Source organism: Actinophytocola sp. NPDC049390 (genome assembly GCF_044466355.1).
Taxonomy (GTDB): domain Bacteria; phylum Actinomycetota; class Actinomycetes; order Mycobacteriales; family Pseudonocardiaceae; genus Actinophytocola.
In genome coordinates this window covers 1-13,106 of the sequence record NZ_JBITMQ010000014.1, presented here as the reverse complement: position 1 = coordinate 13,106, position 13,106 = coordinate 1, and the positions used below count along the sequence as shown (strand labels likewise).

Annotated in this window: 15 protein-coding genes; 2 read left to right on the top strand and 13 right to left on the bottom strand. The window is 71.0% G+C overall.

From position 1 onward, the window contains the following. Positions 1 to 151: 151 nt before the first annotated feature. The 5 genes from ACIBVP_RS33325 to proC all read right to left on the bottom strand — a co-directional run bounded on the left by ACIBVP_RS33325 (position 152) and on the right by proC (position 3,654). Positions 152 to 1,087, bottom strand: coding sequence for a lysophospholipid acyltransferase family protein (locus ACIBVP_RS33325; RefSeq protein ID WP_396110407.1), 936 nt, complete (start codon positions 1,085 to 1,087; stop codon positions 152 to 154). Between the two features lie 51 nt (positions 1,088 to 1,138). Beyond that, positions 1,139 to 2,059 (bottom strand): NAD-dependent epimerase/dehydratase family protein, encoded by a 921-nt coding sequence (locus ACIBVP_RS33320; RefSeq protein ID WP_396110406.1) that lies wholly within the window; start codon positions 2,057 to 2,059, stop codon positions 1,139 to 1,141. A gap of 181 nt (positions 2,060 to 2,240) precedes the next feature. Then, entirely contained in the window at positions 2,241 to 2,342 is a 102-nt protein-coding gene (locus tag ACIBVP_RS33315) for a 30S ribosomal protein bS22 (RefSeq protein ID WP_018684825.1), read from the bottom strand. Between the two features lie 143 nt (positions 2,343 to 2,485). Continuing rightward, on the bottom strand, positions 2,486 to 2,704 hold the full coding sequence (locus tag ACIBVP_RS33310) for a helix-turn-helix domain-containing protein (RefSeq protein ID WP_396110405.1): 219 nt from the start codon (positions 2,702 to 2,704) through the stop codon (positions 2,486 to 2,488). Positions 2,705 to 2,838: 134 nt separating this feature from the next. Further along, a complete protein-coding gene (proC, locus tag ACIBVP_RS33305; RefSeq protein ID WP_396110404.1) occupies positions 2,839 to 3,654 on the bottom strand; it encodes a pyrroline-5-carboxylate reductase in 816 nt (271 codons plus the stop codon). A gap of 33 nt (positions 3,655 to 3,687) precedes the next feature. Between proC and ACIBVP_RS33300 the strand changes: the two genes are divergently transcribed. Further along, positions 3,688 to 4,374 carry a ribosomal protein L7/L12 gene (locus tag ACIBVP_RS33300; protein ID WP_396110403.1) on the top strand — a complete coding sequence of 229 codons (687 nt, stop codon included), beginning with the start codon at positions 3,688 to 3,690 and terminating at the stop codon, positions 4,372 to 4,374. Here the strand turns inward: ACIBVP_RS33300 and ACIBVP_RS33295 are convergent. From ACIBVP_RS33295 to ACIBVP_RS33260, 8 genes are all read right to left on the bottom strand, one after another. After that, positions 4,371 to 5,219, bottom strand: coding sequence for a thioesterase family protein (locus tag ACIBVP_RS33295; protein ID WP_396110402.1), 849 nt, complete (start codon positions 5,217 to 5,219; stop codon positions 4,371 to 4,373). The two genes, ACIBVP_RS33300 and ACIBVP_RS33295, sit on opposite strands and share 4 nt — an antisense overlap. Before the next feature lie 58 nt (positions 5,220 to 5,277). Next, complete coding sequence (locus tag ACIBVP_RS33290; RefSeq protein ID WP_396110401.1) at positions 5,278 to 6,204, bottom strand: proline dehydrogenase family protein; 927 nt, start codon at positions 6,202 to 6,204, stop codon at positions 5,278 to 5,280. A gap of 141 nt (positions 6,205 to 6,345) precedes the next feature. Beyond that, complete coding sequence (locus tag ACIBVP_RS33285) at positions 6,346 to 7,125, bottom strand: sugar phosphate isomerase/epimerase family protein (RefSeq protein ID WP_396110400.1); 780 nt, start codon at positions 7,123 to 7,125, stop codon at positions 6,346 to 6,348. Next, complete coding sequence (locus tag ACIBVP_RS33280) at positions 7,122 to 8,348, bottom strand: hypothetical protein (RefSeq protein ID WP_396110399.1); 1,227 nt, start codon at positions 8,346 to 8,348, stop codon at positions 7,122 to 7,124. Before ACIBVP_RS33280 ends, ACIBVP_RS33285 begins: the two co-directional genes overlap by 4 nt. Before the next feature lie 118 nt (positions 8,349 to 8,466). Then, the gene (locus ACIBVP_RS33275; RefSeq protein ID WP_396110398.1) at positions 8,467 to 9,405 is read right to left on the bottom strand and encodes a hypothetical protein; all 939 of its coding nucleotides are present in this window, start codon (positions 9,403 to 9,405) and stop codon (positions 8,467 to 8,469) included. A gap of 80 nt (positions 9,406 to 9,485) precedes the next feature. Beyond that, positions 9,486 to 10,172 (bottom strand): response regulator, encoded by a 687-nt coding sequence (locus tag ACIBVP_RS33270; RefSeq protein ID WP_396110397.1) that lies wholly within the window; start codon positions 10,170 to 10,172, stop codon positions 9,486 to 9,488. Further along, positions 10,169 to 11,314, bottom strand: coding sequence for a sensor histidine kinase (locus tag ACIBVP_RS33265; protein ID WP_396110656.1), 1,146 nt, complete (start codon positions 11,312 to 11,314; stop codon positions 10,169 to 10,171). The genes ACIBVP_RS33270 and ACIBVP_RS33265 overlap by 4 nt, the downstream gene beginning before the upstream one ends. 116 nt (positions 11,315 to 11,430) lie before the next feature. Continuing rightward, a complete protein-coding gene (locus ACIBVP_RS33260) occupies positions 11,431 to 12,300 on the bottom strand; it encodes an oxidoreductase (RefSeq protein ID WP_396110396.1) in 870 nt (289 codons plus the stop codon). A gap of 94 nt (positions 12,301 to 12,394) precedes the next feature. Between ACIBVP_RS33260 and ACIBVP_RS33255 the strand changes: the two genes are divergently transcribed. Beyond that, positions 12,395 to 13,030 carry a DNA-binding response regulator gene (locus ACIBVP_RS33255; protein ID WP_396110395.1) on the top strand — a complete coding sequence of 212 codons (636 nt, stop codon included), beginning with the start codon at positions 12,395 to 12,397 and terminating at the stop codon, positions 13,028 to 13,030. The last annotated feature ends 76 nt before the right edge of the window (positions 13,031 to 13,106 follow it).

The window sequence follows — 13,106 nt, the reverse complement described above, 5'->3', positions numbered from 1 at the left end:
TGTCTCGTTGTCTCTACGTTGGGTTTTTCGGGCCCCCCCCCCCCCCCCGCCCCGCGCCCCCCCCCCCCCCCCCACAACTCGGTAGTCCTGAGAACGCGACTCGCGGTGTTTGTGAGCGCGACTCGCGGTGTTTGTGGGCGCGACTCGCGGGTCAGCCGTGGAAGATGCTTTCTCGTTCCGCGACCATGCTGTCCAGCGTGCGCTGGATGGTCTCGCGGACCTCGGCGGCCACCTCGAGCACGAACGCGTGGTCGTCGGCGGCGTCCGGGGACGCGAGGTCGGTGCGGACCGGCGCGCCGAAGTCGATGCGCCACTTCGTCGGCAGCGGGATCGCGCCGAGCGGGCCCAGCAGCGGGAAGAACGGCGTGACCGGGAAGTACGGCAGGCCGAGCAGCTTCGCGAGCGGCTTGATGTCGGCGATCTTCGGGTGGATCTCCTCCGCCCCGACGATCGAGCACGGGATGATCGGCACCCCGGCCTTCGCGGCCGTCGCGACGAAACCGCCGCGGCCGAAGCGCTGCAGGCGGTACCGCTCGCTGAACGGTTTGCCGATGCCCTTGAAGCCCTCCGGCCACACGCCGACCAGCTCACCGGCCTTCAGCAGCCGCTGCGCGTCCGCGCCGCACGCCAGGGTCTGGCCGGTGCGGCGGGCGAGCGTGCCGAGCACGGGCACCTTGAACACCAGGTCCGCGCCGAGCATCCGCAGGTGCTTGCCGCGCGGGTGGTTGTCGTGGACGGCGACGGCGGTCATCACCGCGTCCCACGGCAACGTCCCCGAGTGGTTGGCGACGATCAGCGCGCCGCCGTCGAGCGGCAGGTTCTTCTCACCGGTCACCTCGACGCGGAACCACTTCTCGTAGACCATCCGCAGCGGCGGCATCAGGACGGTGTCGGTGAGCTGCGGGTCGAACCCGAACTCGTCGACCTCGTAGTCGCCGGTCAGGCGCCCGCGGACGAACTCGGTGAGCGACTGGGGCGGGCGGGGCGGGCGCAGCTCGGTGACCGAGGCGAGCTTGCGCGTCGGCCGCGGTGGCGCGTCGGTGCGCGCCGTCGGCAGTTGGATGACGTCGGCTTCCTGGACCGGCACGGTCGTCGTTCCCCTCAGAGGTGCTGCTGGAAGAATCAGCAATGACGCTCGCTACGCGAGCTCCGCTCGGAAGCTGCGGACGTAGTCGTCGAACGCAGCGGTGGTGGTCCACTTCGGCGTGAACCCGAACGTCGTCTTCAGCCGGGTCGTGTCGATGACACGGCCATGGCTGAGCAGCCGGGACAGCCCCGGCGACAGCTCCACCCGGCCGCCCGCGAGGCGGGTGGCGGGCCCGATCGCGGCCCTCGGCACCGGCAGCGGGACACGGCCCGCGCGGCGGATGGCCTGGGACAACATCAACACCCCGTCGCCGCCGACGTTGAACACGCCGGGCAACTCGTGGGCGATGGCGCGCTCGAACACCGCGAGCGCGTCGGCGACGTGCGCGAACTGCACGCGGGCGTCGAACCCGAGCACGGTCGGCACGACAGGCAGCGAGAAATACCTGGTCAGCGCGTTGTCCACGCGGGGGCCGATGACCTCGGCCAGCCGGATCGTGGTCACGCAGACGTCGGGCCTGCGGCGCGCGAGACCCCGGGCGTAGCCCTCGATCTCGACCGCGTCGCCACCCCGGTCCGGCGCGTCCTGCTCGGTGAACACGGCGGGCGCACCGGCACCGCCGCCGTACACCTCGGCCGTCGACTTCACCACGAGCTTGCGCACCGTGCGGGACCGCTGGCAGGCGGCCAGGAGCTGCATCGTGCCGATGACGTTGTGCTCCTTGAACGCCGCGCCGGAGCGCGGTGCCGCGTGCACGACGGTGTCGACCTTCGCCGAGTCGATCAGCTTGGCGATCCGCGGGTTGCGGATGTCCGCGCGGTAGAACTCGGCGCGGCTCGCCAGTGACACGGATGGTGGCGCCGTGTCCACGCCCAGAACCCGTTCGATGGTGGGGTCGTCGGCCAACCGTGCGGCCAACTGGCCGCCGAGCTGGTCGGCGACACCGGTGACGAGGACGACTTTGGGCGCCATACGACTCCGATGACCGATCACGAACGTGGAAGCGATCCGGCTAGCACAGTGGCGGACCAGAAGGAACTCTACATCCGAATCGTGATCGACTTGTCGCTGGCAACGAGTAATTAACGCAGGTCACATGCCGTATTGGTGGATGTCACTCGTTCGGCGGACATCCACCCCGGCCTCGCGCGAACTACTTCTTCAGCTTGCGACGCTGAACGCGCGTCTTGCGCAGCAGCTTGCGGTGCTTCTTCTTGGACATGCGCTTGCGGCGCTTCTTGATGACCGAGCCCATGCGGAACCTCTGCTTCAGTCGGTGGTCGGGTGAACCTGGAACGGCAACGACCACCGACCAGTCCGGCCACGGACGCGCCCCATGACACCAGGCAACGAGCGTCAAGATTACCCGGGCGTCATGAGGCGGTCCGCACCGGCTCTCTACCCGGCGTCGAAGTACGCACTACGCAGGTAGTCGTGCACTGCTTGTTCCGGTACCCGGAACGACTTGCCCACTCGCACCGCGGGCAGCTCTCCGTTGTGCACCAACCGGTACACGGTCATCTTCGAGACCCGCATCATCGTGGCCACCTCGGCCACCGTGAGGAACCGCACCTGTGCGAGACCAGGCGGCTCCGGTTCTTTCCTGTTCGCCGGCATGCTCACCGCGTCCTTCGACACGTGTCGCGCCGTCAGCTTCCCCACTGACGGTATCGACACGCACGTGCTTCTCCCGAGACTAGCGGGACTGGTGTGACGAATGCGATCCCGTGGGCGTAATTGACTCCGAAAGATCAGTCCACCTCGTGCTGGCGGCCCAGCTCCTGCGACCGGTCACGTGCCGCCTCGATGGCGGCCAGCAGCGCGGCCCGCACCCCGTGTTTCTCCAGCTCACGAATGGCCATGATGGTCGTGCCCGCCGGGGAGGTGACCGCCTCCCGGAGCGTCACGGGGTGCTCGCCGGTCTTCGCCAGCATCGTGGCGGCGCCGACGGCCGACTGGATGATCAGCTTCTCGGACACCGCGCGCGGCAGCCCGAGCAGGATCCCGGCGTCGATCATGGCCTCGACCAGGTAGAAGAAGTACGCGGGCCCGGACCCGGACAGGGCGGTCACGGCGTCCTGCTGCGACTCGGGCACCCGCACCACCATGCCGACGACCGACAGCAGCTCCTCGACGGTCGCCAGGTGCTCGGTGGTGGCGTGCCTGCCCGGCGAGATCGCGGACATGGCCTCGCCGACGACCATCGGCGTGTTCGGCATGACCCGCACGACCGGCACGCCGTCGGGCAGCCGCCGCTCGTACAGCGCGGTCGGCAGACCGGCGCACAGCGACACGACGAGCGTGGCGGGCCCGATGTTCGGCGCCAGCTCGTCCAGCAGCGGCTCGATGTCCTGCGGCTTGACGGCCACGACGAGGACGTCGGCGTCCTTGGCGGCGGTGGCGACGTCCACGGCGCGGAAGCCGTAGCGCGTGGTCAGCTCGGCGGCCCGCTCCGGGTGCCGTTCGGTGAACATGAGCTCGTCGACCCGGCGGCCGCCGTTGAGCAGCCCGGAGAGGAGCGCCTCCCCGATCTTGCCGGCCCCGAGCACCGCGATGGCGTTGGTCATGCGGGACAGCGTGCCACGCTAGGTTCTCGAGGTATGTCGACCGGTACGCAGATCCTGCTGGGCGTGGTCATCGCCCTGGTCCTGTTCGGCGGCTGGCTCGCGCTGCGCCGCCGCACGCCCACCGAGCGGCGGCCCGTGACGCCGGAGCTGGACGCGCGGCTGCGGGAGCTGGTCGAGGACGGCAGGGCCATCGTCGCGATCAGGGAGCTGCGCAAGGCGACCGGCATGGGTCCGCGCGAGGCGAAGGAGCACGTGTTCGCCCTGGCCCCGGAGCCGAGCAGGCGCGTCACCGACCGGGTCCAGGCACTGCTCGCGCGGGGAAAGAAGATCGACGCGATCAAGGAGCTCCGCGACGCAACCGGCATGGGCCTGCGCGAGGCCAAGGAGTACGTCGAGCGCCTGCCGCCGCCCACACACCACGAGAACCCGGACCAGCTGGTGCGCGTGCGTGAGCTGGCCGCCGAGGGCAAGCCGATACACGCCATCAGGGAGCTGCGTCAGCACACCGGCATGGGGCTGAAGGACGCCAAGCAGTACGTGGACGCACTGACCGCCACCGGCGAGCCTCCTGCGCCCCCACGTGCGGAGCTCAGCCTGGCCGCCATGGCCCAGGTCCGCGACCTACTGGCGGCGGGCAGGACCATCCAGGCCGTCAAGCTCGTCCGCGAGGACACCGGCTGGGGCCTCAAGCAGGCCAAGGACTTCGTGGACCGGCTCTAGGCCTTCGCGGACAGCGCGAGCTGGCGGGACTGGCAGATCAGGCGGCCCGTCGAGTCCACGACGGTCGCGTCCGAGTCGAACCACGGGCCGTGCACGGCCCGGCAGTCGACGTGGATGCGCAGCCAGCCCGGGGCGGGCCGGGACCGCAGCAACGCCGTGAGCTGCACGGTCGGGGTCCAGCCGAAGCGGCCGAGGTTGAACGTGACCGGCATCGAGATGTCCCCGGCCAGCAGCGCGAACATCGGGTCGACCTGTTCGCCGCGCGGGCGCGCCCACAGGCGCAGGCGGGGCGGGTCGTTCGTCTGGCCGTGCAGGAAGCCCGCGCCGTTCGGGTCGAGGCGCACGTCGCAGCCCTCGGTGAGCCGGAACACCGACGCCATCGGCAAGGCCGAGATGTCGAGTGCGTTGCCCGGTGGCTCCGCGGGCTGGTTCGGCAGGTCCGACCACGTGGCCCGCTCGCGGGGGAGACGCCCGGTGGTCACCACGCCCTCCACACACGACTGACCGCGCTGCTCCAACTGCACCGCGACGACCGTCGCCTGACGGCCCGTCTTGCGTACCTCCGTGCGCACCAGCACCGGGCCCGGCTCCGGGGCGCGGAGGAACTGCGCGCTGACCGACAGCGGGTCGGCCACCGGCGCACCGCTGCCCGCCGCCGCCACCGCGGCACGGGCCAGCACGGCGAGGAGGAACCCGCCGTGGGGCTTGCCGCCGATCGTCCACGAGCCCGACAGGGTGGCGGCGAACGTGCCGTCACCGAGTGAGCGCACGCGCGACGCGGTCGTGAAGGGACCGGCGCCACCGTGTCCCGGGCGCGTGTCGCCCTGGCCCGCAAGACTGCTCATGATTATTACCCTGCCACGTCCGGGGGAGCTTGATCAGATCGCGGTACCCGAAACGCGTTTACTTGCGGGATACCAAGGCGCGCAAGAAGAACGCGGTGTTCGCGGGCCGTTCCGCCAGCCTGCGCATCAGGTAGCCGTACCACTGCACTCCGTAGGGAACGTAGACGCGGACCGTGTGCCCGAGCCCCGCCAGCCGCAGCTGCTCGTCCGGCCGGATCCCGTACAGCATCTGGAACTCGAAGCTACCCGGCTTGCGGTCCAGCGCCTCCGCACGGGCGTGCACGATCTCCACCAGCCGCGGGTCGTGGGTGGCGAACATCGGGTAGCCGTCGCCGCGCAGCAGCGTGTTGGCGCACCGGACGTAGCTGCGGTCCACGTCGTGCGTGTCGGGGAACGCCACCGTCGCCGGTTCGGCGTACGCGCCCTTGCACAGGCGCACGCGGGACCCGTCGGTCGCGAGCCGGGCGCAGTCGTCCTCGGTGCGGCGCAGGTAGGCCTGCAGCACCGCGCCCGCCCACGGGTACGTGGCACGCAGCTCCGCGAGCACCCGCAACGTGGAGTCGGTGGTGGTGTGGTCCTCCATGTCGAGGGTGACGGTCGTGCCGCACTCCTGCGCCTTCGCGCAGATGCGGGCCGCGTTCTCGAGCGCGAGGCCCTCGTCGAGGGCCTGACCGACCGCGGAGAGCTTCACGCTCACCTCGGCGCTCTTGGCGAGACCGTCGCGGTGCAGGCCGTCCAGCAGTTCGAGGTAGGCCTGCACGGTCTGCTCGGCGAGGCCGGTGTCGGTGGTGTCCTCGCCCAGGTAGTCGAGGGTGACGGTCAGCCCCTTGTCCACAAGGCTCTTGGTGACCTCGATCGCGTCGGCGGTGGTCTCGCCTGCCACGAATCGACGAACGACGTCCCGGCTCACCGGGGCGGTCGCGACCAGACGACGGATCACGTCGTTACCGGCCGCGGCCAGGATCAGGCTACGAAGCGGGTGCACAGCCGGGACTTTACGGCTCGCCGGTCATCCATGGGTGGCTTACGGCTCGTGGACGGGGACCGACGAGGTGGTAACGCTCACTGCCGATGGTTCGCTCCGCAAGCTCCGCTCACTGCCCATGGTTCGCTCCGCAAGCTCCGCTCACTGCCCCAGATGGAGCCGCGCGAACAACAGCGCCTCCGCGAGGTCCTTGGCGCGTTCCGCCGCCGTCCGCGCGCGACGGGTGTTGATCTCCAGCACGACCTGGCCCGCGAAGCCGTCCTCCGCGAGCGACTCGCACACCTGCGCGCACGGCTGCGTGCCGCGGCCCGGCACGAGGTGCTCGTCGCGCGGCACGCCCGTCCCGTCGGCGAGGTGGAGGTGGGTCAGGGCCGCGCCCATGCGTTCGCGCAGCGCCAGCGCGTCCTCGCCCGCGGCCGACGTGTGCGACAGGTCGAGCGTGTAGTTGCGGTAGCCGACATCCGTCGGGTCGATCGACGGGTCGAACGCCGACACCTGCCTGCCGAACCGGCGGACCGGGAACATGTTCTCGACCGCGATCGCGACCCCCGACGAGTCCTCCAGCTCGCGCACGAGGTCGGCGAACCCCTCGGCGTACTTGCGCTGCCAGCGGAACGGCGGGTGGATCACCACCGTCGAGGCGTCCAGGTCCTGCGCGGCCTGCACCGAGCGGCGCAGCCGCTCCTCCGGCCGCGGCGACCACACCCGCTGCGTGATCAGCAGGCACGGGGCGTGCACGGCCAGCACGGGCACCCCGAACTGCCGGGACCGCCGCCGGATCGCCGCCGGGTCCTGGCTGATCGGGTCGGCCCAGACCATCAGCTCGACGCCGTCGTAGCCGAGCGTCGCGGCCAGCTCGAACGCCGTGGTCGCGGTCTGCGGCCACACCGAGGCGGTCGAGACGCCGACGTTGATCGTCACTTGTTGAGCAACAGCAACGCGGCGGGCGACACCGTCACGACCAGGCCGACGAGCACCGCGAGGAACGTGGTCTGCAGGTCCTCGGCGCGGCGGATCTTCCTGACGATCAGCACGAGCCCGACGATCACCGCGAGCGCGGCGACCAGCGCGGCCGCGGGCATGAAGCCCCACAGCCAGTTGAACCCGAGCCAGATCGCGGCACCGCCGATGACGCCGAGCGCGAGCTGGCCGCCCATGATCGCCCACTCCTTGGCGGGCGACCGGACGCGGTCGTCGTCGTCCTCGTCGAGGTCGTCGTCCTCCAGCTCGTCCAGGTCGCGGTCGTAGTCGCGGTCCTCGCGCGCGTCCTCCTCGACCAGGTTCTCGTACTCGGCCGAGTCGTAGCGGTCGTCCGGGTCGGCGGCGGGGTACTCGTCGCTCTCCGGCACGTCCGCGTACGGGTCGTGCGGCGGCGGGTACACCGGCTGGACGCGGGTGCGGCTGTCCGCGCCGGGCACCGGGCGGCGGCCGGTCATCGAGCCGTCGACCGGGATGCGGCCGGGCACCCTCGGCAGCTCCTCCGTGGTCGGCTCCGGCGGCGCCGCGGGCATCGGCGGGGGCGGCGGGGGCGCCTCGACGCCGTCCAGCCGCGAACGCAGGGACGGCTGGACGCCGCTGCGGTCCCGGGTGCCGCCCGGCGGCGGGGGCAGCGGCATGCGCTGCGACGGCTGCGGGCGCGGCATCGGCTGCGACGGCTGCGGCCTGGGCAGCTGCTGTGACGGCTGCAGGTTGCCGCGGACCGGCGTGGTCGGTTCGCTCGGCCGGGAGATGGCGGGCATGCGGCCCGACGACTGCTGCGGCCTCGGCAGTGGCTGGGACGGCTGCGGCGGCGGGGCCGGCTGCGGAGCGGGCAGCGGCCTCGGCAGCTGCTGCGACGGCTGCGGCGGCTGGCGGCGGGGCGGTGGCGGCGGTTCCTGCTGCCGCTGCGGGCGCGGGTACTGGCCCGTCGAGTGGCCCCTGCGGTGCGAGGTGCGTTCCGGCGGCGGCATGTCGTCACGGATGGCCTGCAGCTCACCGGACTCCGACAGGACGCGGTCGATGATCGCCTGCGCACCGGTGTCGCTCACGTCGTCCGCACGCCGACGACGCCGCCGGGGGGCGCGTTCGCCCGACTCGGCGCCGTACTTGGCGAGCAGCTCCGCGACCGTGCGCTGCGGCTGCTCGGGTCCGCCTTCGTGACTCATCGACTCCACCGTGCCCGGCGCCGGCCGAATCGTCCAGCGGCGACGCGCGACTGCCCTTCATGCTCGCAGGGATCGACCGCCATTATGAACGGCCGCACCGCAGGGTGTTCGCCGAGCATCACGACTCCTCCCCATTCGCCTGGTCGAGCCGGCGCAGGATGACTCCCTCACGCAACGCCCACGGGCAGATCTCGAGTTCCTGCCGTGACAGAGCACGCATCGTGGCCTGTGCCACCAGCGCCCCCGCGACGAGCTGGTGCGACCGGTTCGGGCTCACCCCCTCCAGCTCCGCGAGGTCCGCCGCGCTCATCCGCGTGATGAACGCGACGAGCTGCCGCAACCCCGGCTCGGTGAGCACCCGGCGCGCCCTCGGGCCCGCGGAGTACGGCGCGGCGCCGGTCAGCCTGGCGAGCGTGCGGAACGTCTTCGAGGTGGCGACCACGCGGTCCGGTTCGCCCCGTTTGGCGATCTTCTTCGCGACCGGCGCGAGCTGCTCGGCGAGCCAGTCGGCGGTCGCGGCCACCTCGTCCCTGCTCGGTGGGTCACTCGAGAACCGCTCACGCGTGATGCGGCCCGCGCCGAAGGGGACGGACTTCGCGTAGTCGGGCGCCTCGTCCATGCCGATGGCCAGCTCCAGCGAACCGCCACCGATGTCGATGACCAGCAGCCTGCCCGCGGACCAGCCGAGCCAGCGACGGGCGGCGAGGAAGGTCAGCTTCGCCTCGTCGGTGCCGGTCAGGACCTTCAGCTCCACCCCGGTCTCCGCGTGGACCCGGCCCAGGACGTCCGCGACGTTGCCGCAGTCGCGGACCGCCGAGGTCGCGAAGGCCATCAGGTCCTCGCAGCCCAGCTTCCGCGCGGACCTCTTCGCCTGGTCGACCGCGTCGACCAGGTCGGCGATGCCCGCCTCGGACAGGTCGCCGCCGTCGGTCAGGCGCTCGGCAAGCCGCAACATGGTCCCGTCGGAGCTGGCCGGCATCGGGTGCGCGCCCCGATGCGCGTCCACGACGAGCAGGTGGACCGTGTTCGAGCCCACGTCCAGAACCCCTAGGCGCACGGGGCGCAAGGTTACAGGGCGATCACGTTATGGGAAGGGGGTTCGGGAGTCTGGGGGATCGCTCCCCCGAAATTTCCGCTTCACGATTCGAACTTGTAGCCCAGGCCACGCACGGTGACGAGGTGCCTCGGCGACGCCGGGTCCGGTTCGATCTTGGACCGCAGCCGCTTCACGTGGACGTCGAGCGTCTTCGTGTCCCCGACGTAGTCCGCGCCCCACACCCGGTCGATCAGCTGACCGCGGGTGAGCACCCGGCCGACGTTGCGCAGCAGGTACTCGAGCAGGTCGAACTCCTTCAGCGGGAGCGGGATCTCACCGCCGTCGACGGTCACCACGTGCCGCTCGACGTCCATGCGGACCGGGCCCGCCGCCAGCACCTGCGGCAAGAGCTCCCCGTCCGGCGAGTCGCCGCCGCGGCGCAGCACGGCACGCACCCGCGCGATCAGCTCGCGAGCCGAGTACGGCTTCGTCACATAGTCGTCGGCGCCGATCTCCAGGCCCACGACCTTGTCGATCTCGCTGTCCCGCGCCGTCACCATGATCACCGGCACGGTCGAGCGCTGGCGCAGGGCCTTGCACACGTCCGTGCCGCTCATCCCGGGCAGCATCAGGTCGAGCAGCACGATGTCGGCGCCGTTGCGGTCGAACTCCTCGAGCGCCTGCTGGCCGGTGCTCGCCACGGCGGCCGTGAAACCCTCCTTGCGCAGTAAGAAGGCGAGTGGGTCGGCGAACGACTCCTCGTCCTCGACGATCAGCACCCTGGTCACTGCTTGCCTCCTGTGTTGACGCCGTTCCCGCTGGCGGAGTTGGGGTGGGCCGGTATGCGCAGGGTGAACGTGGAACCGGTGCCCGGGCGGCTCCACAGCTTGACCTCGCCGCCGTGGTTGGCGGCGACGTGCTTGACGATGGCGAGGCCGAGGCCGGTGCCGCCGGTCGCGCGGGAGCGCGCCTTGTCCAGCCGGTAGAAGCGTTCGAACACCCGCTGCTGCTCCTCCTCCGGGATGCCGATGCCCCGGTCGGTGACCGCGATCTCGACGAACTGGCCTGCCCGGCGGCGGCTGATCGAGACCGGGCTGCCCCGCGTGGAGTAGGCGACGGCGTTCTCCAGCAGGTTGGCGAGCGCCGTGACCAGCAGCGTGCGGTCGCCTTCGACGAGCAGACAGCTGTCGGCGTCGGTCGCGATGTCGATACCGGTGTTCTCGGCCGACAGCTTCGCCCGGGACAGCGCGTCGCGCACGACGGCGTCGACCTCGACCGCGTTCATGTCGGGCAGCCGCTCGGCGCCCTGGAGGCGGGAGAGCGCGATCAGCTCGGTGACCAACGTGCCGAGGCGGGTGGCCTCGTGGAGGATCTTGCCGGTGAACCGGCGGACCGACTCCGGGTCGTCCGCGGAGTCGAGCACCGCCTCGGCCAGCAGCGCCATGGCGCCGACCGGGGTCTTCAGCTCGTGGCTGACGTTCGCGACGAAGTCACGGCGGGTGGCCTCCAGGCGGACCGCCTCGGACTCGTCGGACGCGTCCACGACGAGGAACCCGTCGCCGAGTGGGCGGATCTCGCCGCGGACGGCCTCCGGGCCGCGCCCGTAGGAGCGCTCCTGCGGGCGCAGCTCGATCTCGACCGGTTCCCCGGTCTCCTTGACCAGCTCGGCGGCCTTCTTGGTGTGGACGTCGACCCGTCGGTTGCGGACCACGCCCAGTTCCTCGGCGCGCGGGTTGTACTGCACCACGTCGCCGAACTCGTTGAGGATCACGACGGCGTTGTGCGAGGACTGCACGAGCCGCTGGAGGAGAACGGAAATGGTCGGGCCGGTCGGGGGCTCCGCCGCCGACCGGTACCTCGCTCTGGCGATCACCGAACCGGCCAGCAGGCCGACGACGAGCGCACCGGCTGTCAGGACGATCCAGACCATGTCGGTCACGAGCGAATCGTAAGCAGGTCAGGGGTGGTGTGGACCAGTCCGGCGCGGCCGGAGGTGATAGTCCCGACATCTGCGGCGGCGTTGTTCGCCCCGACGCAAGCCCCAGTTCACCCGATCGTGTCCAAACGAGCCAGCTCGTCGTCGCTCAGCCGCAACCCGGCGGCCGCCACGTTCTCCTCCAGGTGCGCCGGGTCGCCGGTGCCGGGGATGGCGAGCACGTTCGGTCCCTTGTGGAGTGTCCACGCCAGCCGCACCTGTGCCGCGCTCACGCCGTGCGCACTGGCGATCTCGTCGACCGCGGCCGCCTCGGCCCCGGCGGCGATCGCGAAGAACGGCACGAACGCGACGCCGTGCTCGGCGCACAGCTCGACCAGGGCGTCGTCTTCCCGGCGCGTGGTGAGCCCGTACTGGTTTTGGACGCACACCACCTGCGCGATGTCCAGCGCCTCTTTCAGGTGGTCAGGGCCGACGTTCGAGATGCCGAGGTGCCGAATGAGACCCTCTGCCTGCAGTTCCGCGAGGGCGCCGAAGCCCTCGGCGAGCGACCCATCGCCGCGGTCCAGCGTCTGCCCGATGCGGAAGTTGACGACGTCGAGGTGGTCGAGGCCGAGCTGGCGGATGTTCTCCTCGACCTGGCCGCGCAGCTCCTCCTTCGTGTGCACGTGGTGGAAGCCGCCCGCCGGGTCGCGGCCCGGGCCGACCTTGGTGGTGATCACGAGGTCGTCGGGGTAGGGCGCGAGCGCGGAGTTGATCAGCTCGTTGGCGGAGCGGAGGTTCGAGAAGTAGAACGCGGCGGTGTCGATGTGGTTGACACCCAGCTCGACGGCCCTGCGGAGCACGGTCGTGGCGCGTGCGCGGTCACTGGGCGTGCCGTCGGCGTTCTGCATGAGGCGCATGGCCCCGAAGCCCATGCGGTTGACGGTGCGGTCACCCAGCTGCCACGTGCCCGCCGCCGCGGCGTTGATCGAAGTGGTCATGACTCCAGCGTGTCCACGGCCGGGTCCCCCCGCTCGGAATGGCAACTTCTTGCCGATTCCGACGCCCGGGTTGCGGCGCGGGCAGACTGGTGGCATGACGGTCACAGTCGTGCGGGGCGAGGAGGAGCTGTTCGCGCGGACGGCTCACCTGTTCGCGACGGCCAGCGAGATCATCTGCGCGGCCCGCGACCTGAACACGTGGGCCACGACCCACCGGGCCCCCGACATGCCGGTGCAGGAGACGAGGCCGACGGTCCGCAAGCTGTACCAGCCCGCGACGCTGCTCAACCCGTCGTCGGCCCAGCACGTGCGGTCGGTCGCGGACCACGCTGCCGTCCGCATCACGAACGACTCGGTGAACGAGACGATCATCATCGACCGCCGGTTCGCGATCCTGGCGGGCGACCTCGCCGACGGGCGGCGCAGCTACGGCGTGGTCACCGAGACGGCCGTGGTCCAGAACGTCCTGTCACTGTTCGAGGCCACGTGGCGCGCGGCGATGGACCTCGCGGTCTACGACGCACAGAACGCCGAACTGACCACACTGGCGCCACGCGTGATGGAACTGCTGGCATCGGGCTGCAAGGACGAAACCGCGGCCCGCACCCTGGGCCTGGGCGTCCGCACCTACCGCCGCCGAGTAGCCGAACTGATGACCGCCCTGGGCGCCGAGTCCCGCTTCCAAGCAGGCGCAAGAGCAAGAGAACTAGGCCCAATGCCGTTCAGTTAGGGCGTGGGTTGGGCTGTCAAGGGTCGGCTGGGGTGGTGATGTTGATGCTGATGGTGGCCTTGTAGCTGTTCCGGTC